22 protein-coding genes are annotated in these 21,157 nt (G+C 66.8%); 13 read left to right on the plus strand and 9 right to left on the minus strand.

Going from position 1 to position 21,157, the window contains the following annotated elements:
* The first annotated feature begins 23 nt into the window (after nt 1–23).
* From AC5P8D_RS07575 to AC5P8D_RS07585, 3 genes are read left to right on the plus strand one after another with little or no spacing between them, the layout of a single operon-like run.
* On the plus strand, nt 24–1,709 hold the full coding sequence (locus tag AC5P8D_RS07575) for a GMC oxidoreductase (protein WP_010483487.1): 1,686 nt from the start codon (nt 24–26) through the stop codon (nt 1,707–1,709).
* On the plus strand, nt 1,709–2,290 hold the full coding sequence (locus AC5P8D_RS07580) for a gluconate 2-dehydrogenase subunit 3 family protein (RefSeq protein WP_197579143.1): 582 nt from the start codon (nt 1,709–1,711) through the stop codon (nt 2,288–2,290). Before AC5P8D_RS07575 ends, AC5P8D_RS07580 begins: the two co-directional genes overlap by 1 nt.
* A complete protein-coding gene (locus AC5P8D_RS07585) occupies nt 2,290–3,048 on the plus strand; it encodes a 3-keto-disaccharide hydrolase (RefSeq protein ID WP_241885501.1) in 759 nt (252 codons plus the stop codon). Before AC5P8D_RS07580 ends, AC5P8D_RS07585 begins: the two co-directional genes overlap by 1 nt.
* A 10-nt stretch (nt 3,049–3,058) precedes the next feature.
* Here AC5P8D_RS07585 and AC5P8D_RS07590 read toward each other — a convergent pair whose 3' ends face one another.
* The 5 genes from AC5P8D_RS07590 to AC5P8D_RS07610 all read right to left on the minus strand — a co-directional run bounded on the left by AC5P8D_RS07590 (nt 3,059) and on the right by AC5P8D_RS07610 (nt 7,701).
* Nucleotides 3,059–3,313 carry a c-type cytochrome gene (locus AC5P8D_RS07590; RefSeq protein ID WP_049413537.1) on the minus strand — a complete coding sequence of 85 codons (255 nt, stop codon included), beginning with the start codon at nt 3,311–3,313 and terminating at the stop codon, nt 3,059–3,061.
* A 70-nt stretch (nt 3,314–3,383) separates the two neighbouring features.
* Complete coding sequence (locus AC5P8D_RS07595; RefSeq protein WP_197644082.1) at nt 3,384–4,247, minus strand: sugar phosphate isomerase/epimerase family protein; 864 nt, start codon at nt 4,245–4,247, stop codon at nt 3,384–3,386.
* A gap of 19 nt (nt 4,248–4,266) precedes the next feature.
* Nucleotides 4,267–5,391: a Gfo/Idh/MocA family protein gene (locus AC5P8D_RS07600; protein ID WP_191862940.1), complete on the minus strand. Its 1,125-nt coding sequence runs from the start codon at nt 5,389–5,391 to the stop codon at nt 4,267–4,269.
* A gap of 12 nt (nt 5,392–5,403) precedes the next feature.
* Nucleotides 5,404–6,621 carry an MFS transporter gene (locus tag AC5P8D_RS07605; protein WP_019337061.1) on the minus strand — a complete coding sequence of 406 codons (1,218 nt, stop codon included), beginning with the start codon at nt 6,619–6,621 and terminating at the stop codon, nt 5,404–5,406.
* A 27-nt stretch (nt 6,622–6,648) separates the two neighbouring features.
* On the minus strand, nt 6,649–7,701 hold the full coding sequence (locus AC5P8D_RS07610; RefSeq protein ID WP_331600736.1) for a sugar phosphate isomerase/epimerase family protein: 1,053 nt from the start codon (nt 7,699–7,701) through the stop codon (nt 6,649–6,651).
* A gap of 95 nt (nt 7,702–7,796) precedes the next feature.
* Between AC5P8D_RS07610 and AC5P8D_RS07615 the strand changes: the two genes are divergently transcribed.
* The 10 genes from AC5P8D_RS07615 (at nt 7,797) to AC5P8D_RS07660 (ending at nt 18,110) form a co-directional block, all read left to right on the plus strand.
* Entirely contained in the window at nt 7,797–8,804 is a 1,008-nt protein-coding gene (locus AC5P8D_RS07615) for a LacI family DNA-binding transcriptional regulator (protein ID WP_143994044.1), read from the plus strand.
* 145 nt (nt 8,805–8,949) lie between these two features.
* Nucleotides 8,950–10,002 carry a sensor domain-containing diguanylate cyclase gene (locus AC5P8D_RS07620; protein WP_495203222.1) on the plus strand — a complete coding sequence of 351 codons (1,053 nt, stop codon included), beginning with the start codon at nt 8,950–8,952 and terminating at the stop codon, nt 10,000–10,002.
* A gap of 118 nt (nt 10,003–10,120) precedes the next feature.
* Nucleotides 10,121–11,146: an AI-2E family transporter gene (locus tag AC5P8D_RS07625; protein WP_143994045.1), complete on the plus strand. Its 1,026-nt coding sequence runs from the start codon at nt 10,121–10,123 to the stop codon at nt 11,144–11,146.
* 162 nt (nt 11,147–11,308) lie between these two features.
* Nucleotides 11,309–13,051, plus strand: coding sequence for a GGDEF domain-containing protein (locus AC5P8D_RS07630; RefSeq protein WP_043396815.1), 1,743 nt, complete (start codon nt 11,309–11,311; stop codon nt 13,049–13,051).
* A 229-nt stretch (nt 13,052–13,280) separates the two neighbouring features.
* Entirely contained in the window at nt 13,281–13,712 is a 432-nt protein-coding gene (locus AC5P8D_RS07635) for a pyridoxamine 5'-phosphate oxidase family protein (protein WP_029379872.1), read from the plus strand.
* A 94-nt stretch (nt 13,713–13,806) separates the two neighbouring features.
* Nucleotides 13,807–14,391, plus strand: coding sequence for an NMCC_0638 family (lipo)protein (locus AC5P8D_RS07640; protein ID WP_010483462.1), 585 nt, complete (start codon nt 13,807–13,809; stop codon nt 14,389–14,391).
* A gap of 184 nt (nt 14,392–14,575) precedes the next feature.
* Nucleotides 14,576–15,043: a DUF2975 domain-containing protein gene (locus AC5P8D_RS07645; RefSeq protein WP_010483460.1), complete on the plus strand. Its 468-nt coding sequence runs from the start codon at nt 14,576–14,578 to the stop codon at nt 15,041–15,043.
* Nucleotides 15,043–15,267, plus strand: a complete 225-nt coding sequence (locus AC5P8D_RS07650) for a helix-turn-helix domain-containing protein (protein WP_010483459.1) — start codon at nt 15,043–15,045, stop codon at nt 15,265–15,267. Before AC5P8D_RS07645 ends, AC5P8D_RS07650 begins: the two co-directional genes overlap by 1 nt.
* 43 nt (nt 15,268–15,310) lie before the next feature.
* Entirely contained in the window at nt 15,311–16,852 is a 1,542-nt protein-coding gene (locus tag AC5P8D_RS07655) for a TerC family protein (RefSeq protein WP_029379871.1), read from the plus strand.
* Nucleotides 16,853–16,973: 121 nt separating this feature from the next.
* Entirely contained in the window at nt 16,974–18,110 is a 1,137-nt protein-coding gene (locus AC5P8D_RS07660) for a metallophosphoesterase (protein WP_032952464.1), read from the plus strand.
* A 136-nt stretch (nt 18,111–18,246) separates the two neighbouring features.
* On the opposite strand, the gene AC5P8D_RS07665 is transcribed toward AC5P8D_RS07660, so the two are convergent.
* The 4 genes from AC5P8D_RS07665 to AC5P8D_RS07680 all read right to left on the minus strand — a co-directional run bounded on the left by AC5P8D_RS07665 (nt 18,247) and on the right by AC5P8D_RS07680 (nt 21,070).
* The gene (locus AC5P8D_RS07665) at nt 18,247–18,885 is read right to left on the minus strand and encodes a ferric reductase-like transmembrane domain-containing protein (RefSeq protein ID WP_049413541.1); all 639 of its coding nucleotides are present in this window, start codon (nt 18,883–18,885) and stop codon (nt 18,247–18,249) included.
* Between the two features lie 83 nt (nt 18,886–18,968).
* Nucleotides 18,969–19,703, minus strand: coding sequence for an HvfC family RiPP maturation protein (locus AC5P8D_RS07670; RefSeq protein WP_495203223.1), 735 nt, complete (start codon nt 19,701–19,703; stop codon nt 18,969–18,971).
* Complete coding sequence (locus AC5P8D_RS07675; RefSeq protein ID WP_010483448.1) at nt 19,696–20,541, minus strand: HvfB family MNIO-type RiPP peptide maturase; 846 nt, start codon at nt 20,539–20,541, stop codon at nt 19,696–19,698. The genes AC5P8D_RS07670 and AC5P8D_RS07675 overlap by 8 nt, the downstream gene beginning before the upstream one ends.
* A gap of 52 nt (nt 20,542–20,593) precedes the next feature.
* Complete coding sequence (locus AC5P8D_RS07680) at nt 20,594–21,070, minus strand: HvfA family oxazolone/thioamide-modified RiPP metallophore (RefSeq protein WP_010483445.1); 477 nt, start codon at nt 21,068–21,070, stop codon at nt 20,594–20,596.
* Nucleotides 21,071–21,157 lie beyond the last annotated feature (87 nt).

Here is a 21,157-nt window from a genome sequence, read left to right on the forward strand (position 1 = left end):
ATATCCACCCAGGTGAGAAACCCATGGCAGATAATCACTACGACGCCATTGTTGTTGGCTCGGGAATCAGTGGCGGTTGGGCGGCGAAGGAGCTGACTGAAAAGGGCCTGAAGGTCCTGATGCTGGAACGTGGCCGTAACATCGAGCACGTCAAGGACTACGTCAACGCGATGAAGGAGGCGTGGGACTTCCCGCACCGCAATCGGCCAACGCAGGCGATGAAGGCCGACTTCCCGGTGCTGATGCGCGATTACGGCCTGGCCGAAAATCTGGAAGGAATGTGGGCCAACGAACAGGACTCGCCCTACATCGAGACCAAACGTTTCGACTGGTTCCGTGGCTATCACGTCGGCGGCCGCTCGCTGCTGTGGGGGCGGCAGAGTTATCGCTTCTCCGATCTGGATTTCGAGGCGAACCTCAAGGATGGCATCGCTGCTGACTGGCCGATCCGCTACGCCGACATCGCGCCGTGGTACGACCATGTGGAGAAGTTCGCCGGCATCGCCGGCACGCGCGAAGGACTGGACGTGCTGCCGGACGGTGAGTTCCTGCCGCCGGTTCCCTTGAACATCGTCGAGAAGGATGTGGCCGCGCGTATCAAGAAGGCCTTCGGCGGAACGCGCCATATGATCCACTCGCGCACTGCAAACATCACCCAGCCGATGCCCGAGCAGGGGCGCGTCAACTGCCAGTACCGCAACAAGTGCATCCTGGGCTGTCCCTTCGGTGCCTACTTCTCGACCCAGGCGGCGACGCTGCCAGCGGCGATGAAGACCGGCAACCTGACCTTGCGTCCGTTCTCGATCGTCAAGGAAGTGCTCTATGACAAGGATCGCAAGCGTGCGCGTGGCGTGGAGGTCATCGACGCCGAAACCGGCCAGACCTACCAGTACACCGCCAAGGTGATCTTCCTCAATGCGTCGTCGTTCAACTCGACGTGGCTGCTGATGAATTCGGCGACCGATGTATGGGACGGCGGGCTGGGCTCTTCGTCCGGTGAGTTGGGGCACAACGTGATGGATCATCATTTCGGTGCGGGTGCCTCGGGCCGGGTCGAGGGCTACGAAGACAAGTACTACTTCGGCCGCCGTCCCTGCGGTTTCTACATTCCGCGCTTCCGCAACGTCGCAGCCGACAAGCGTGGCTACCTGCGCGGGTTCGGCTACCAGGGCGGTGCCAGCCGAAACGGCTGGTCGCGCGAGATCGCCGAGCTGAACATCGGCGCCGACCTGAAGGAAGCGCTGACCGTGCCGGGTGACTGGCGCATCGGCATGACCGGGTTCGGTGAAATGCTGCCGCACCACGACAATACAATCCGCCTGGACCACGACCGCAAGGACAAGTGGGGGCTGCCGGTGCTGGCGATGGACGTTGCCATGCGTGCCAACGAACTGGCGATGCGCAAGGACATGGCCGCCGATGCTGCCGAGATGCTGGAGGCGGCCGGCGTCAAGGACGTGAAGATGCACGACAACGACTATGCCCCGGGCAAGGGCATCCACGAGATGGGGACCGCGCGCATGGGACGTGATCGCAAGAGCTCGGTACTGAACCAGCACAACCAGGTCTGGGATGCTCCCAACGTCTATGTGACCGACGGTGCCTGCATGACCTCCAGCGCCTGCGTGAATCCCTCGCTGACCTACATGGCGCTGACCGCGCGCGCGGCCGACCACGCGGTACGCGAACTGAAAGCGGGGAACCTCTGATGGATCGTCGCGAACTGCTGAAGATGATCGTCGCCGCCACCGGCGCGGCCATGGTTGGATTGCCTGCGCTTGTGCAGGGGCAGGCACCGGCACCGGCGGGCGCCACGAAGATCCATTTCTCCGATGCCGATGTCGGCACGCTGGACGAGATCGCCGAGACCATCCTGCCGCGGACCCGGACACCTGGCGCGAAGGACGCCGGTGCCGGGTTGTTCATGGCGACATTCGTCAGCGATTGCTACACCGCCCGGCAGCAGGCGGCGTTTCGTGCCGGCCTGGCCGACATCGACAAACGCGCAGGTGGCCGCTTCGTATCGCTCACACCGGAAGCCCGCACCGGGTTGCTGCGAACGCTGGACGCCGAAGCCAAGGCACGCCCTGCCGATGTGACCGAAACCGGCACGCCTGAAGAGGGCGAGGCGATGCCGCATTACTTCACGATGATCAAGCAGCTGGCCATCTTCGGCTTCTTCACCTCCAAGGTCGGCGCGACCGGGGTGCTGCAGTACGTCGCCGTGCCGGGGCGCTACGACGGCGACCTGGCCTATGTTCCCGGCACGCCTGCGTGGGGGACCAATTGATGGACACCACCCTGATGATCCGTCCTGCGTTGATCACCGCCAGCCTGCTGGCCGCTGCAACTGCATTCGCCCAGGACAGTGCCGACGCTGCGCGTGACCCGAAGAAGACCGAGGTGTGGACGCCGGTGCCTGCAGTCGTGGCAACGCCCGCGGGCAAGGCGCCGTCCGACGCCATCGTGCTGTTCGATGGCAAGGATGTCTCGGCGTGGGAGGCAGAGCAGGGCGGGCGCGTGCCCTGGACCGTCGCCGATGGCGCGATGACCGTGGTGCCGGGCAGCAAAGGCATCCGCACCCGACAGCGCTTCTGCGATGTCCAGCTGCATGTCGAATGGCGTACCCCCACCGAGACGAAGGGCTTCGACGGCCAGAACCGCGGCAACAGCGGTATCTTCCTGCAGGAACTGTATGAGCTGCAGGTGCTCGACAGTTACAACAACCCCACGTATGCCAACGGCCAGGCGGGTTCGATCTACAAGCAGGCCATGCCACGGGTGAACGCCTCGCGTGCACCGGGCCAGTGGCAGGTTTACGACATCATCTGGAAGGCGCCGCGCTTCTCGCAGGGCAGCGGCCTGACCTCGCCCGCGCGCATCACCGTGCTGCATAACGGCGTGCTGGTACAGGACGACACCGTGCTGGCAGGCAAGACCGAGTACATCGGTGCGCCTTCGTACGCGCCCCATGCGTGCGCGCCGCTCTATCTGCAGGAGCATGACTCCAAGGTCAGCTACCGCAACATCTGGGTGCGCGAACTGTAGCGCCCACCCGCTATTTCGCCAGGTAGCTGGCGATGTCATCGATTTCCTGTTGCGACAGCTGCGCGAAGGGCGGCATCAATCCGCCGCCCTTTCTGATCTTGTCCTTGATCTGCGCGGGCTGCAGCCGCTTGCTGATGTCGGTGAGCGCAGGAAACGCGCCCGGCATGCCAGCGCGATCGGCACCGTGGCAGGCCGTGCAGTTTGCGCTGTAGAGCTTCGCACCGGCCGCAGGGTCGTCCTTGCACCAGGCCGTGGTCGCAAGCATCGCGCCGCACAGGACCGCGGTCAGGGTGAAGCTCAATTTCAGGCGAGTGTTCAAGCGAGGCTCCTTCGCATCAGCGCGGTGCGCGAGCAGGTTGGTCGATGGCCAGGTGTTCACGCAGGTAGTCCGCGCCGGTCTGGATGACCTTGGCCGGGTTGCGCGGCTGGTCGTGCTCGATGATGTACCAGTGCACGCCCGCGGCGGCCGCGGCTGGCAGGATCGCGTTCCAGTCCAGTACGCCCTGGCCGACGGCGGCGAATCCGCCTTCGTCTTCAGCCTGGCCCTTGGGCGCATTGTCCTTGGCGTGCACCGCGAACACGCGATCACGGAATTTTCCCAGCATCACCGCCGGGTCCAGGCCCGCACGTGCGACCCAGGCAAGGTCCAGCTCGGTCTGCAGGTCGGGGCCGGCCGCTGCGAACAGCAGCTCCAGTCCGGTGCTGCCATCGAAGTCGACCAGTTCGAAGTCGTGGTTGTGATAGGCCAGGTGCATGCCCTTGGTTCGTACCTGTTTCGCGATCCTGCCCAGCTCCTGGCCCAGTGCGGTCCAGCCCGCGGCGTCTGTCGGCCGATCCTTCGCATCCAGGTACGGCACCACCAGCGTGGTGTTGCCGATCGACCGGTTGAAGGTCACCACCCCATCCAGATTGCTGCGCAGCTCGGCCAGCGGCACATGCGATGAAATGGCCTTGATCGAGTACCGGTCCAGCAGCTGCTTGAGTTCGGCGGCGCTGGTGTTCTGCGTACCGACTGTTTCCACCGCGTGGACGCCCGCGTCGTGGACGATCTTCAGCTGCTGGTCGAGCGACCCGGCGTTGCGCAGGGTATACATCTGCACCGCGATCGGTTTCTGCGTGCTGGCGGCTTCGTCTGCGAAACCCGGCAGGGCAGCGAACAGCAGGATGAGGCTTGCACTTCTACGGAAAAGGGCTTTCATCAACAGATCCTCCCGGGTTTCAACCGATGACGGTCCAGGCACGCGACCTGGCCGATGCAATGACACGGTCAACGATCTGCGCCGAGCGCAGGCCGTCTTCGAAGGTGGGCAGGCCCTGCGGCCGCTCGCCTTCAATGGCGCGATAGGTGTCGGCGACAAACGCCTCGAAGCACTGGGCGTAGCCCTGTGCATGCCCGGCCGGCAGCACGGAAAGGCGGCGTTGTTCGGCACTGCCGGCGGCTGGCCCGCGCACGAAGATCTCCTCGCGCTGGTCGGGTCTTCCGATCCACAGCCGTTCGGCATCCTCCTGGTTGAAGGCCACGCTGGCCTTTGCGCCATCGATCTCGAACCAGAGGCGGTTGTGGCGTCCGGCCGAGACCTGGCTGACCGTCAGTGACGCCAGCGTGCCGGCGCCGGTCCTGAACATCGCCGCGGCCACGTCCTCGCTCGTGACGGCCTGCATCGTGCTGGCGGCCGTTGGCGTGCTGAAGCTCTGTCCGCTGACGGCGCCGCGCTCGGCGATTACCGTGGAGAACGCCGCGCTGACCTCGGCGAAACGCTCGCCGCTGATCCACTCCACCAGGTCGCACCAGTGCGAGCCGATGTCGGCGAACACACGCGAAGTGCCTCCCAGCGCGGGGTCCACGCGCCAGTTGTTGCTGGCCGGGTCCAACAACCAGTCCTGCAGGTAGCTACCGTGGATGAGGTGCAACGGCCCCAGTTCACCGTGGGCGATACGGGCGCGCGCCTCGCGCACCACCGGGTGGTAGCGGTAGACGAAGGGCACCGTGGCCACAAGGCCACGCGAGGCCGCCAGCGCAGCCAACGCCTGTGCATCTTCCAGCGAGGTGGCCAGCGGCTTCTCGCAGATCACGTGCTTGCCGGCTTCCAGCGCAGCCTGGGCCATCGCGCGGTGCAGGTGATTGGGCGTGCACACGTGCACGACCTGCACCTGCGGGTCGGCGATGACCTCCTCGATATCCCGATAGGCACGCGCGACATTCCAGGACTGCGCTGCCTCATGTGAACGCTGCGGTGACGAGGCGGCCACGCCGCGTACCTCGGCACCCGCCAGCAGTGCCGCACGACGATGCACTGCGCCGATCATGCCGGCGCCGACGATGGCGATTCCAAGCTTGGGCATCGACTGGGATCCTCAGGGCGTGGAGGGCGCGGCCGTGGCCGCCGGCCGGTCGCGGAACAGCAGCAGGAAGGCGACCAGCACCACCAGTGCAACGCCTGCCGGGAACAGCCAGATCTGCTGCCAGTCGGGGCCGGCCGCAGTGGTGAAGTGCTCCACCACCGCGCCGGACAGGAAGGTGCCGATCAGCATGCCCACGCCGTAGGTGGCCAGGGTGATGAACCCCTGCGCGCTGCTGCGCGCGGCGGGACCGGCATGTGCATCGGTGTAGATCTGGCCGGTGACGAAGAAGAAGTCGTAGCAGATGCCGTGCAGCACGATGCCGATCACCAGCAGGGAGAAACCGCCGCCCGCATCGCCGAAGGCAAACATGGCGTAGCGCACCACCCACGCGGCCATGCCCACCGCCAGCATCGTCTTCACCCCCAGCCGGACGAACAGGAACGGCATGGCCAGCATCAGCAGCACTTCGGAGACCTGGCCCAGCGACTGCAGGCCCGCGGCGCCGCGCACGCCCAGGTCGTTGAGGTACGGGTTGGTGAAGTTGTAATAGAACGACAGCGGGATACAGATGGCGATGGATGCCAGGAAGAACACCAGATAGGCGCGCGACTTCAGCAGCCGCAGCGAATCCAGGCCGAGGATCTGCCCGAGGCCGGCATCGCGCTGCTGCGCCAGCGGCGGCGTGTGCGGCAGGGTGAAGGCATACAGGCCCAGCAGCAGTGATGCCAGCGCCGCCATCCGGAACGTCAGTTCAAGCCGATGCGCCTGTTCCCAGCCCAGCCAGCCGATCAGCACACCGGCCACGATCCAGCCGACGCTGCCGGCCACGCGCACCAGCGGGAACTGCTTCTCCGGCGACTGCATGTGCCGCATCGCCACGCTGTTGGCCAGTGCCAGCGTCGGCATGAACAGCAGCATGTAGCCCATCACGCAGGCGGAGAACGTGCTGAAGCTGTCTGCTGTGGAGGCCAGCCACAGCAGCACCGCACCGGCCAGGTGCAGCACCGCCAGGATGCGCTGCGCGGCGAAGTAGCGATCCGCGATCAGGCCGACCAGGAACGGCGCGACGATGGCGCCGATGGACTGGCTGAGGAACGCCGTCGCCACCTGGCTGGCGCTGGCCTGCAGCGGGCCCTGCACCAGATAGGTACCCAGGGTGACGAACCACGCCCCCCAGATGAAGAACTGTAGAAACATCATCGCGCCCAGGCGCGACATGGCGTGCGTCATGGCTTGCCCTCCCGGGGCGGTGTCGGCTCAGATTCCCAGCATGCGGTGCAGTGATCCGGCGTCCGTGCCGCTGTCGGCAAAGTCGTCGAAGGCGCGCTCGGTCACGCGGATGATGTGGTCGCGGATGAAGGCGGCGCCCTCGCGTGCGCCGTCTTCCGGGTGCTTCAGGCAGCACTCCCATTCCAGTACCGCCCATCCGGGGAAGTCGTACTGGGCGAACTTGGAGAAGATCGCCTTGAAGTCGATCTGGCCGTCGCCGAGTGAACGGAACCGGCCCGGGCGATCGATCCAGTCCTGGTAGCCGCCATACACGCCACTGCAGGCGCTGGCGCGGTACTCCGCGTCCTTGACGTGGAAGATGCCGATGCGCGCGTGGTAGCGATCGATGAACCCCAGATAGTCCATCTGCTGCAGCAGCAGGTGGCTGGGGTCGTACAGGATCTTCGCGCGCGGGTGGTGATCGACCACGTCGAGGAAGCGTTCGAAGGTCGCACCGTCGTGCAGGTCCTCCCCCGGGTGGATCTCGAAGCACAGGTCCACGCCGCAGGCGTCATACGCATCGAGGATGGGGCGCCAGCGGCGGCCGAGTTCGGCGAAGGCTTCTTCCACCAGGCCGGGCGGGCGCTGCGGCCAGGGATAGAAATAGGGCCACGCCAATGCGCCGGAGAACGTGGCATGCGCGGTCAGCCCCAGGCGCTGGCTGGCCTTGGCCGCCAGCAGCAGCTGCTCCACTGCCCAGGCCTGGCGCGCGGCGGGGTCGCCGCGCTTGTCCGCTGGCGCGAAGCCGTCGAACAGGCCGTCGTACGCCGGATGGACCGCGACCAGCTGCCCCTGCAGATGGGTGGACAGCTCGGTGACCTGCACGCCATGCCCGGCCAGCATGCCGGCAAGGTCGTCGCAGTACGCCTGGCTGCGTGCGGCCTCGGCCAGGTCGAACAGGTGGGGCGCGCTGGTCGGCACTTGTACGCCAGAATAGCCCAGGCCTGCGGCCCAGCCGGCCAGCGTGTCCAGCCGATCAAAAGGAGCTGTGTCGCCGATGAACTGCGCCAGGAACAGCGCTGGACCCTTGAGCGTCTTCAACGTGATTCGCCCTCGATGCAATCGATTGCATTATCCTAGCAGGGGCTCACGCAGGACCTGTTGTGCAGTGCACAGCGGGCAGGAGATCTAACGCCATGGCCACCATCTACGACATCGCAAAGCACGTCGGCGTCTCCGCAGGCACAGTGTCGCGGGCGCTTTCGCGGCCGGACAAAGTCCTGCCGGCGACCCGCGCGCGTATCGAGCAGGCTGCCGCCGCGCTGGGCTATGTGCCCAACACGGTGGCCCGCACGCTCAAGACCCAGCGCAGCGGCAAGATCCTGGTCACCGTCCCGGACATCGCCAATCCGTTCTTCGCCCAGATCCTGCAGGGTGCGGAGGACGCCGCGCAGGCCGTTGGCTACGCGGTCCTGCTGGGCGATACCCAGCATCAACCGGATCGCGAGGAGCGCTATGCGCAGATGCTCCGGCGCAACGAGGCCGACGGCATGATCGTGCTGGGCCATCGGCTGCCACCGACGGCGCGCGAGATTGTCCAGCAGAGGGGGGCTGCTGCGCCGGTGGTCAACGGCTGCGAGTTCGATCCTTCGCTGGGCATCCCCAGCGTCCACATCGACAATGCCGCCGCCGCGCGCGCGGTGATGGAACACCTGTATGGGCTGGGACACGAACGCATTGCGGTGGTCGGTGGCCCCCCCGACAATCCGCTGCACCAGCAACGGCTGGAAGGGGTGCGGGCAGCCGGCAAGGCGCGTGGACGCCTGCGCCAGCTGAGCATCGTGCCGGGTGACTTTTCGGTGGAGTCCGGCCATGCCGCCGCGATGGCGATGTTGGCCGCCGCGCCGGTACCGACTGCGGTCTTCTGTTTCAGCGACCAGATGGCGCTGGGCACCCTGGCGGCCTGTCGGGAGCTGGGCCTCCGAGTGCCGGAGGATCTGTCCATCGTCGGCTTTGACGACCTGGCCTCCTCGCGCTACCTCACGCCGCCACTGACGACGATCAGACAGCCGATGCGGGAGATTGGTGAGCGCGCGGTCAACCTGCTGCTTGCCATCATCGAACACGTGGATGTGCCGCTGCAGCAGACGCTGGATTTCAGCCTGATGCTGCGGGGTTCGACGGCTGCACCCAGGGCCGGGTGAGGGCAGGGCAGAGCTCGCTGCCTCATGAGTGTCGCCAGATGGCTTCTGCAACCTTGATCCCGAATTGACGCAAAGCTGTCAGACTCACCGCAGGCAGCCCGGCAAGGGCCTTGGTGGCAGCTGCGATCGCTCAAGGGGGTCGGCAATGCCGTTCTTGACGGACTCGACCGAGGTCTCGGTCGAAGGCATCGGCGCGGCACGGCGCATCGGCTGGATGCGTTTCGTGGGCAACGGGTTGGGGGCGATCCCCATTGCTTCGATCATGCTCGAACGCCAGGACGGTGCGCTGGCGTGGAGCCTGCTGCTGCTCAATGCGCTGGCTTGGCCGGCGCTCGCCCTCGTGCTGACCCATCGCTCACGGCAGCCCGCGGTGGTCCAGTTCCGCTGCATGGTGATCGATTCCTTCTTTGGCGGTGGCTGGATCGCCTTCATGGGGCTCAGCGTGGTGCCCAGTGCGTTGTTCGCCGCGCTGCTGGTCGCCGACAAGATCGCCGCCGGCGGGGTGAAGCTGGCGGTACGGGCCACACTGGCGCTGGCAGTGGGGTTCGCGCTCACCTGGTGGGGACTCGGGTTTCCCTATCAGCCGGTGTCATCGCAGCGCACGATCGTACTCAGTGTGCCGTTCCTGTTCGTCTACGGCATCGGCCTCAGCATCCTCAGCTGGCAGCTGGCGCGGCGGGTGAAATCGCAGAACCGCCAGTTGAAGCGGCTGAGCCGGATGGACCCGCTGGTGGAGCTGGCCAACCGCGGCTTCCTGATCGTCCGCGCGCAGCAGGCCCTGGACAAGGCGCAGGGGCAGGGTGGTTTCGCCTGCCTGCTGATGCTTGATGTGGATGACTTCAAGCGCATCAATGACTCGCATGGTCATCGTGCCGGGGACGAAGTGCTGCGCCATATCGCCTCCACCTTGCGCGCCTTCGCCCGGCCCGGCGATACCCCTGCGCGGCTGGGAGGCGACGAGTTCGTCGTGCTGCTGCAGGACTGTGCGCCCATCGATGCGATGCATGTGGCAGAGCGGGTTCGTCTGCAACTTCTGGAAGCAGCACGGCAGGTAACGCCGGGCATCGAGTTCAGCGTCAGCATCGGCATTGCTGCCACCCCGCGCGGCGGCAGCGTCGAGGACTGGCTGGCATTGGCCGACCGCGCGCTCTACCACGCCAAGCGCCAGGGCAAGAACAACGCCAGCTATGGCGAATGAGTCGGCGCGGGCTGCAGCAGTGCTGTCGCAGCACGAGGCCTGATGCCCGTTCATCCTGCACCCGGAATCGTCGTCGCCAATCCTCTACCATGGGCCACCCCGCCCGGACGCGCCGCCCATGCAAGACGCCCTCGTTGCCCAGCCCAAGCCCCCCGTTCCGAGGATCGCGGCCTGGCTGATGATGCTGCTGGGCATGTGGCTGGCGTTGAAGCTGGGCCTGGTGGTGACCCTGCTGTCGGGGCTGCTGGTGTTCCAGCTGACCCACGTGCTGGCGTCGACCGTGGAAGGCAGGCTGCCGCCGGGAAGGGCGCGGGCAATCGCGGTGATCGTGCTGTCGGCGATCATCATCAGCGGACTGGTGCTGGCCGGCATTGGCGTGGCGTCGTTCTTCCGCAACGAGACCGGCGGGCCGGACGCGCTGCTGGCGCGGCTGATGGACATCCTCAATTCTTCGCGCCACCAGGTACCGGCGCTGCTGCAGCCGTATATCCCCGAAGACATGCCGGCGCTGCGTGCGGCGCTGAATGACTGGGCCGCCGAACACCAGCGCCAGCTGGGCGTGGCCGGCACGTCGGTGGTGCAGGTGGGCGTGCGCGTACTGATCGGCATGGTGCTGGGGGCGATGATCGCGCTGTACGACGAACTTCCGCTGCCGAAAATGGGGCCGCTGGCGCAGGAACTGATCGGGCGCACCAGCCGCCTGGCCACCGCGTTCCGCCAGGTGGTGTTCGCGCAGGTGAAGATCTCGCTGCTCAACACCGTGTTCACCGCCATCTTCCTGCTGGGCGTGCTGCCGCTGTTCGGCGTGCATCTGCCGCTGTCCAAGACGCTGGTACTGATCACCTTCATCGCCGGCCTGCTGCCAGTGGTGGGCAACATCATCTCCAACACGATCATCACCATCGTCGCGCTGTCAGTCTCGTTCTACGTGGCCGTGGCCGCGCTGCTGTACCTGATCTTGATCCACAAACTGGAATACTTCCTCAACGCGCGCATCGTCGGCGGTGAAATCCAGGCCCGCGCATGGGAGCTGCTGCTGGCCATGCTGGTGATGGAAGCGGCGTTCGGCCTGCCCGGGCTGGTGGCGGCACCGGTATTCTACGCTTACGTGAAACGCGAACTGGTCGACCAGCGCTGGATCTGACCCGGCGTCACCTGTCTCATCTGACCGGCTGGACGGGGGGCGCTGGCGTTGTCGGCGCGTTCGCGCGCGCTGCGCTATATCCACCCCGGCGGATCGTACGGCGCTGGCTTGGCGCCGCCGGAGCCGCTCGCTACAGTGAGCCGCACTTCAGGGGAATTCTGCATGGCCGGCAAGGCATCGCCCATCAGGTTGCGGACCTGGGTCTGGATCCTGGCTGGGCTGTTCGTGGTGTGCACGCTGCCGTTGATGGCCATCGCCCTGGTCCAGGGCACGCTGCGCTACACCGGCGCCGAAGACAACCTGGCCAGCCTGCGCCAGCTGCGGCAGACCTTCGATCTCGCCAACCTGGCTTCGGCCGAGCGCGGTCCGGCCAACAGCCTGCTGGGGGCTGACCCGGCCGACGCCGCCGAACAGGCGCGGCTGGCCGCGCAGCTGGCGGCCGCGCGCAAGCGGGTCGACACCGCCATGCTGCAGCTGGAGACCGTGTTCAAGAACGACCCGGGCGTGCTGGATGAGCGTGGCCTGCTGGCCGACGCGCAACGTCGCCTGCAGTCGGCGCGGGCTGCGGTGGACCGGGTGGTGGCGCAACCGCACGATGCGCGCCGGGTGGAGGCGGTGGAGCGTGCGATCAGTGGCATGTTCGCCGTGGTTGATCGCCTGCACCTGCTGACCTCGGCACAGATCAACGTGCTGGTCAGCGCCGACCGTGAAGCGGCGATTCCGGCGATGCAGGGCCAGGTGCTGATCGATCTTCGCGAACATGGCGGCCGCCTGGCCTCGAACGTGATGGCGCCGGTCGCGGTACCGGGGGCATGGCGCGAGGAGCAGGTACGCGCTGCACTGCAGACCGAGGGCCGCCTGCTGGAGCTGTGGCGGTTGGCGGGTAGCCATGAGTCGGTGTTCCGCAGCGACCCGGAACTGTCATGGCACTGGGACATGGCACGACGGCAGTTCTTCGGCGAATCGCTGCCGATGATCGAGCAGTTGATCGAGGATGGCCGCCGTGGTGTACCACCGCCGTGGACCGCTGCCGAGTTCACCACGCGCTACGTGCCTACCCTGCAGTCGCTGGAAGCCCTGCGTGATGGCTACCTGAGCGTGTCCATCGCCCGCTACGAACGCACCCGCAACCGCGAGGCCATGCGCCTGGCTGTGCTGGTGGCGACCGCGCTGGGCACGCTGGTGGTGCTGGGCGTGGCCCTGCGCATCGCCCACCTGCAGATCCTGCAGCCACTGCTGCAGGCGCAGAAGCAGGTGATCCAGCTCGCCACGGATGCACCTGGCCCGGAGCAGCATGTCACCCATCCGCTGGCCGAGATGCAGCGCCTGTTCGACGCCATCGAAGTACTGCGTGAGAAATCGCGCGAGCGCTCGGCACTGACCAGCGAGCTGCGCCAGCTCGCCGGCACCGACGAGCTGACCGGACTGTTGAACCGGCGCGCGCTGGATGAGGTGGTGCAGCAGAGGCACGCCGGAGGCGATGCAAGCGCCGTGGTGATCCTGCTGGATGTGGATCGCTTCAAGGCGATCAACGATGGCCATGGCCATGAAGCTGGCGACGAAGTGCTGGTGCAGGTGGCGCAGTTGCTGCAGCGCCACCTGCGCCGCAGCGACAGCATCGCCCGCTATGGTGGTGAGGAGTTCCTGGTGCTGCTGGCCGACGGTGATCTGGCCGGTGGCCGCCAGCTGGCCGAGTCATTGCGATTGGCCCTGCAGCAGATGGACATCGAGCTGGCCGGTGGCACCGTGCTGCGGGTGACCGCCAGTTTCGGCGTGGCCGAGGGCGGCACCGACGCGCTCGGCTGGCGCACCCTGCTGCGTGCCGCCGATGCGGCCATGTACCGGGCCAAGGCGCAGGGGCGCGATCGGGTACGGGTGGCGGGGGGCGGTCGCATCACGCGCTGATGGCACGCGTCAGCCAATGCGTGCATGCACCCGTCGCAGCGTCTGCTGGATCGCCCGGCGCGCGATGGGGCGTGCAGCTGCTGCAAACGCAGGTGGGGTGGTGAGCAGCGCGTCACGCACGCGCCACGCGCCCTATCTCGCTTTCTGTGAAGAAGCCGACATTGACCTTCCACGCTTCGGTCACCACTCTGCGCAGACGCTGGGATTCCACTTGATGAAGGACGACACCATGACCCAGCTCACACTGCCCGAACTGGCCAAGAAGATGGCCGACATCGATTTCACCATGCTGCAGACCCGCGCCGGCGGAGAAATTGCCGGTCGTCCGATGAGCAACAACGGTGACGTGGACTACGACGGTGACAGCTGGTTCTTCACCACAGAAGACACCGACATGGTGCACGAGATTGAGGCTGACCCCGCCGTTGCGCTGGGTTTTTCCGGCAGCAGGTCACTGCTGGGCAAGCCGCCGTTGTTCGTGCACGTGCAGGGAAGGGCGGCGCTGGTGCGCGATCGCGCTGTGATGCGCGAGCACTGGGTGAAGGATCTTGAGCGCTGGTTCGAGCAGGGCGTGGATACACCGGGGCTGGTACTGATTCACGTGCGCGCCAGCCGCATCCACTATTGGGATGGCGAGGACCAGGGCGAAATGGCAGTCTGACCCGGCAGCGGGAGGCTGGTGGCCATCGCGGCCATTGCGCGGCGCGCCAGGCCTTTGCCATCCTCCCTGCTGTTTTCCGTAGCGTGGAATCCCGATGCGTCCTGCGTTCTTCTGGCTGGCTTTGGCCCTGCTGCCCACCCTGGCGGTGGCGCAACCCGCGCGTACGCCCAAGGCCAAGGCCCCGGCGCAGGATCCCTTCAGCGAGCTGTTCGACACCGCCTGCATGCAGCACATCGGTGCGCCGGCGCGGTTGCAGTCGTTGATGGAATCCAACGGGTTGTCGCCGCTGCAGCCCGCCGAAGCCGCCACGCTGTTGCAGGGGCAATCGGGCGTGGCGTGGATGGTGCCTCTGGCCAGTGGCCGCTATGCGGTGAGCTGGGCTGACGATGGCACGTGTACGGTCTACGCCGAAAAGGCCGACGCGGCGGTCGTGCAGAAGGGATTCGCCCGGTTGGTGCAGGCCGCACCCAAACCGTTGCAGGTGCGATCGCTGCCAGGGCGTGGGCCACTGTCGGCCGATCAGGTGGCCATCCAGTACGGCTGGGCCACGCCGGGGCAGGGCAAGCTGCAGGTGCGCTTCCGCCTGGTCACGCGGCAGGCGGCCGATGCAGGCGTGCAGGCGATGGCCTCGGCGGCCCCGGGCGAAGCGATGCTGGAGCAGGGCGCGCCTGGGCCCTGACAGGGGCCACGCGCGCGATTCAGCCTTTCACGTGGCGTGTGGTATATCGTTTATCGATAAATCCACTCCGGGGCGGCGAGGCCACCCCAATGCCGGAGGCCGCTTGACCGCTCGTCCCGCCCGCGCCAGTCCCGCGCGAGGCCTGTTCACCCTGGCCCAGGCCGCCGTACAGGCCGTCCGGGCGATGTGCTGGCTGGGCATCCTGGCCGCACTGCTGGCCGTGCCGCTGGTCGCCCATGACCGCCGCTGGCTACTCGACAGCGTCCATGATGCCGGTGCTGTTGCCGCGCACGGCAACGACCTGTTCCTGCACTTCTGCCTCGGCCTGGGCGCGATCGTCGCGCTGCTGGTGCTGTGCCTGCTGTTCCTGCGCCATCTGCTGCGGCTGCTGAAGTCGGCGGCGCGCGAGCGGCCGTTCACCCACGCCAACGCGCAGCGCCTGCAACGCATGGCGTGGTTGATGCTGGCGATGGAGCTGCTGTCGATCCTGATCGGCGCTTATGCGGCCTGGATGGGGCCCGACTTCACTTGGATGGAGGTGGGCGGCGGCATGTCGATCACCGGCCTGGTGGCGGTGCTGATGCTGTTCGTGCTGGCGCGCGTGTTCGCCGTGGGCGCAGCGATGCGCGATGACCTCGATGGTGTCATCTGATGGCGATTGTCATCACCCTGGACCGCATGCTGCAGGAACGGGGCATGACCCTGTCCGAGCTGGCCGGGCGCATCGACATCACCCTGGCCAATCTGTCGATCCTGAAAACCGGCAAGGCGCGTGCCATCCGCTTTTCCACCCTGGATGCGATCTGCCGTGAGCTGCAGTGCACGCCCGGTGATCTGCTCGGGCATGACCCGACGCAGGCGCAGGACGCTGACTGAGTGCTTTCCCTTTTTCCCTACCTACTGACGAAACGGACCTGAAATGGAATGGTTGGCTGACCCCTCGATATGGATGGGCCTTGCAACCCTGGTCGTGCTGGAGATCGTTCTCGGCATCGACAACCTGGTGTTCATCGCGATCCTTGCCGACAAGCTTCCGCCGCACCAGCGTGACCGCGCGCGGGTGATCGGCCTGGCGCTGGCCCTGCTGATGCGGCTGGTGCTGCTGGCCGCGCTGGCCTGGATCATGAAGCTGACCGAGCCGCTGTTGACGCTGTTCGACCACAGTTTCTCCGGACGCGACCTGATCCTGCTGGGTGGCGGCCTGTTCCTGCTGTTCAAGGGCACCATGGAACTGCATGAGCGGCTGGAAGGCCGCCAGCACGAGGACAATGGCAAGAAGGTCTACGCCAGCTTCGCGATGGTCGTGGCACAGATCGTGGTACTCGACGCGGTGTTCTCGCTGGACTCGGTGATCACTGCGGTCGGCATGGTCGACAACCTGGGCGTGATGTACGCCGCGGTGACCATCGCGATGGCATTGATGCTGGTGGCCAGCAAGCCGCTGACCCGCTTCGTCAACAAGCATCCCACGGTGGTGGTGCTGTGCCTGGGCTTCCTGCTGATGATCGGTTTCAGCCTGGTGGCCGAGGGCCTGGGCTACAAGATCCCGAAGGGCTACCTGTACGCGGCCATCGCTTTCTCGATCCTGGTCGAGGCATTCAACCAGTGGGTACGTTTCAACCGCGAGCGCAACGAGCGCCGCCAGCCGTTCCGCCAACGTACTGCGGATGCGGTGCTGCGCATGCTGGGCGCGCGCCCGACCAATGGCCACGACGACGAAAGTGCTGACGAACACGTCGATGCCGAAGAGCGCCTGCAGCCGGCCGAGCACGAGATGATCCGCAGCGTGCTGGGGCTGGCGGATCGCCCGGTGTCGAGCGTGATGACTGTGCGCGCCGACGTGCAGTGGATCGACCTGGCGCGTGGACAGGACGACGTGGTGGCACGCCTGGTGGCATCGCCGCACACCCGCCTGCTGGTCGGCGACGGCGACCTGGACAGCCTGCGAGGCGTGGTGCAGAGCCGCGACCTGCTGGCCGACCTGCTGCAGGGCAAGCCGCTGCAGCTGGAAGGCAACCTGCGTGAGCCGCAGTACGTGCTGTCCAGCGCCAGTGCGCTGCAGGCGCTGGAACTGATCCGCCAGCACCCGGTGCCGCTGGCGGTGGCGGTGGACGAGTACGGCAGCGTGGAAGGCCTGGTGACCGCCAACGACCTGTTGGCGGCCATTGCCGGTGACCTGGTCGACACCCAGGACGAGCGCTATGGCGTGGTCATGCAGGGGGAAGGCCAGTGGGAGGCCGACGGTGCGCTGACCCTGGACGATCTGCAGCGCCTGGCGGGCGTATCGCTGCCGCGCAGTGCCGACTACATGACCATCTCCGGCCTGGTGCTGGAGCGCCTGGGACGCCTGCCGGACATCGGTGACGCAGTGGAGATCGCGGATGTACGCATCACCGTACTGGCGATGGAGAAGCGTCGCATTGCCCGCCTGCGCGTGCAGCGCCTCGACGGAATGGCCTGACCCGCCTGTTGATGTAGAGCCGAGCCCATGCTCGGCTGCATGTTGAGAAGCCGAGCATGGGCTCGGCTCTACACAACACGGCCCGCAACCGTCACCATGGCGGGCCCGCTTTCTGTCATGGATGGTTGCAGTGCTGAGTACGATCGGTTTGTTGATGGGCCTGTATGTGGCCTGGCGCCTGTTCTGGCCACTGCGCATGCCCACCTGGATGAAAGTCGTGCTGTCACTGCTGTTGGTGGGCGTTGCCGTGCAGCTGCGCATCGTCGCCATGTTCTGGGGCACGATGGCCTCGCCCGAGATTCCGAAACTGGCCATCGCCACGCTGGCCACCGGCTCCACGGCGGTGTTGCTGCTGGCGTTGCTGATGCTGGCGCTGGACGTGAGCCTGCTTGCTTCCCGCCTGCTGCGCTGGCCACGCGCGGTAGCCGCATTGCGCACGCGGAGTCTGCGACCGGCGGCCGGCTTGCTGGCCCTGCTGGTCAGTGGTTATGGCATCAGCCAGGGCATGGCGGTGCCCCAGCCTCGGCAGATCGACGTGGCGATCAAGGATCTGCCGGCCGCGTTCGACGGCTATCGCGTGCTGCAGCTGACCGACATCCACGCCAGCCGCCTGCTGACCGGTGACTGGGTGCGCAGGGTGGTGGACCAGAGCAACGCACTGACGCCGGACCTGATCGTGATCACCGGCGACCTGATCGACGGCAGTGTCGAGGCCCGCCGTGACGACGCGCGTCCACTCGTGGACCTGCGGGCGCCGGACGGCGTCGTCGCCATCACCGGCAACCACGAGTATTACGCGCAGTACCAGGCGTGGATGCAGGCGTTTCGCGCGCTGCACATGCAGGTGCTGGAGAACAGCCACATGCAGGTGCGGCGTGGCGATGCGGCGCTGACCATCGCCGGTGTCACCGACCCGGTGGCGGCACGCTACGGCCTGCCGCTGCCGGATATGGACGCTGCATTGGCTGGCGCCGATCCCTCCGCGCCGGTGATCCTGCTCGATCATCGCCCACGCAATGCGCGTGAGGCCGCTGCGCGCGGTGTGAAGCTGCAGTTGTCCGGGCATACCCACGGCGGCCAGATCATCGGCATGGACCAGCTGGTGAAGCGGGCCAACGGTGGCTATGTCTCCGGGCGTTACGAGGTGGACGGGATGACACTGTACGTGAGCAATGGCGCTGGCCTGTGGGCCGGATTCCCCGCGCGCATCGGCGTGCCGTCGGAGATCACCCTGATCACCCTGCGCCGCGCCCCGTGACCTGAAGTGGGGTCAGATCCCTTTCCGCAGGGAATTCGCTGCCTTTCGTGCTGGGATCCCTCTGTAGAGCCGAGCCCAAGCTCGGCTGAACCAGAGGCAGCCGAGCATGGGCTCGGCTCTACAGGTAACCGCCTCCTCAAGAACTCCGCAGCGGCGGCCGCGCATGCGCATCGCGCCGCAGCGACTGCGCCCGCTTGGCGATCGCACGCACCACGACGGCGGTGAAGAGCAACGCGGAGGGCACCGCGTACCAGAAGTTGCCGGGCACGCGCTTGAAGTACGAATAGGTGAACACTGCGGCGATGATCCACATGCCGGTCACGTGCAGGCGACGCCACGCAGTGGGACCCATGCGGCGGGCGATGCCACGATGCGAGGTGATGGCCAGGGCGAGGATGGCTACATAGCCGATCGTGCCCGGCAGGTTGGCCAGGGCTGAGCGCGCCGGCCAGAACGCGGGGTTGAGGATGCCGAAGGCGGTGATCGCCACCGCATGCAGCAGGTGCGAGAACGCGAACGACAGGCCGACGATGCGACGCTCGCGCAGCAGGAAGCGGGTGAACGGGCCGGGCAGCAGGCTGGCGAACGAGGATGCGGTGAAGGCGACCAGGAACAGCAGGAACGATGTGCGTGCCGTCACCCGGATCGCCGCGCGGCTGCCCTCGACCACGTCGGGCTGCAGGGTGAACGCCGCCAGTGCGAAGGCGATCAGGACCACGGCGATGGCCACGAACAGGCGCCAGCCGTGCAGGGAGGACGTATTGGAAACAGCCATGATCAAACCTCGAATCAGGAAATGGGTGGCACCGGCCTCTGGCCGGCCAAGGAATGGGGAGTACCGGCCGCTGGCCGGCGCCTTCAACAGTCGTTCGGCACAACCAGCACGCCGGCCGCGCACAGCTCGCCCAGCAGCGGAATGCAGGCTGTGCGTAGTTCGTCGGCGGCCACGCCATGCAGATCGGCCAGTACCTGCAGCGCGTCTTCCGCACGGGCGCCGTCATCGCCGAACGCCGACAGCAGCGCATATGCCAGCGGTGAAAGTTCCTGCACCTGCAGGCTGAAGTCACCCAGGCGTCGCAGCAGCAGCAACGTCGGCATCGCGGTAGGCGCACCGTTCTGGCCGGCGTCCTCATGCACAGGCCACTGGTAGCCCAGCACCCGCACCAGTGGAGACAGCGCCAGCACGCTGCCTGCCTGTGGCGCATGCAATGGCTGCTGCCCGGTGTCCCGCGCTTCAATGTGCAGTGCCTGCTGCGTGCTTTCGTAATGCGCCAGTTCCGCCACCCAGCCCGGCAGCGCGAGGTCTGCCTGCACGCCCAGCCACGCGGCGAATTCGCCGGCGATCTGCGGGAACAACGGGGTATGGCAGGCATGCCGCGCGTAGTAGTGCTCCACGGTGTCGCGCCAGCAGGCATCACCCAGTTGCGCCTGCAGGCGCGGCAGGCTGCCTGCCAGCAGGCTGTCCAGGCTGTCGATGCAGAGGCGGCGGTAGACCGCCATCCGCCGTGCATCGATGTCCTCAGGCGCGGGCATCGATGGGTCGCGTACATGGTCGGCCCAGCGCTGCTGCAGGGTGGCCAGCGGCTCAGCCATGGGCCACCTCGGGCGGCAGCACATCGGCCTGCGCGTGGCGGATCTGCTCCACCTCGGCCAGCAGCTCGGCCAAAGGCGGGAAGTTGAAATCGCGCTCCAGCAGGGTGGGGCGCACGCCGACACGCGCATAGGCCTCCCCCAGCAGCGCCCAGACCACGCCCTTCACCGGCGCGCCGTGGGTGTCGATCTTGAAGCCATCGTCTTCATCGAAGTGGCCGGCCACGTGCAGCGAGGCGACGCGATGCGCCGGCACGCGTGCCAGGAAATCGAAGGCGTCGTAGCCGTTGTTGCAGGCGTTGACGAAGACATTGTTGACGTCCAGCAGCAGGTCGCAGTCGGCCTCGGCCAGCACTGCAGTGATGAAGTCGATCTCGCTCATGTCCGCGCCTGGCACGGCGTAGTAGGAGATGTTCTCCACGGCGATGCGCCGGCCCAGTGTGTCCTGCACCTGGCGGATGCGACCGGCAACGTGATGCACGGCCTCGGTGGTGAACGGCAGCGGCAGCAGGTCATAGACATGGCCGCCGGCGGCGCAGTAGCTCAGGTGTTCGCTGTACAGCTGCACCTGGTGCAGGTCGAGGAACGCGCGGGTCTGCGTCAGCAGGGTGCGGTCCAGCGGGTCCGGCCCTCCCAGCGACAGCGACAGGCCGTGGCAGGTCAGGCGATGGCGCTCACTCAGCTGGCGCAGCGCGGCGCCGTGGGCACCGCCAACTCCGATCCAGTTGTCCGGCGACACTTCGAGGAAGTCGATGGCATCGGCCGGCATCGCCAGCAGTTCATCGATCAGGCCACGGCGCAGGCCGAGACCGGCACTGGCGGAAGGCAGGGGCAAGCGCATGCGACGGTACTCCAGGGCAGTGGCGCCGCCGTGGCGGCGCCGGGGGGAACGATCAGTCGTTGACGCGGGAGAACAGGCCCTTCGGCATCGGTTTGCCGTTGGCGGTGTAGACACTGCGCAGGTAGTCGTGCGCCTCCTGTTCGCTGATGTAGCCGTCGTGGTCGGTGTCGATGCGGTCGAATTCAGCGGCGCGCTTGGCCGCCACGGCGTTGAACTCGGCACGCGAGACCCGGCCGTCGTGGTCACGGTCGGTGCGGGCAAACGAAGCGTCGCCGCACTTGCCTTCGCCACACTGGCCTTCGGCCACCTTGGCCTTGGCGGCAGGCTTGCCAGTGGCGGCCTTGTTGGCGCCGCACTTGCCTTCACCGCACTTGCCTTCGGCGGCGGCGCTCATGGCCACGGCACCGATGGCCAGTGGCTGGATCGCGGCCGCCTGGCCGGCCAGCAGCAGGCCACCGGCCAGGGCGATGCCGATGGCGCCGATGCGCGGCAGACGGGAAGCAGCGGTGTTCTTGGTCGAGACGGACATGGTGATGACTCCTTGGATGGGCACGCAGGGCGTGCGGGATGGACGCCGCTTGAAGGCGACGGAAACGAAGGGAAGAAGCGCGGGAAG

Source organism: Stenotrophomonas sp. YJH_SMC_101-4, from assembly GCF_059370395.1.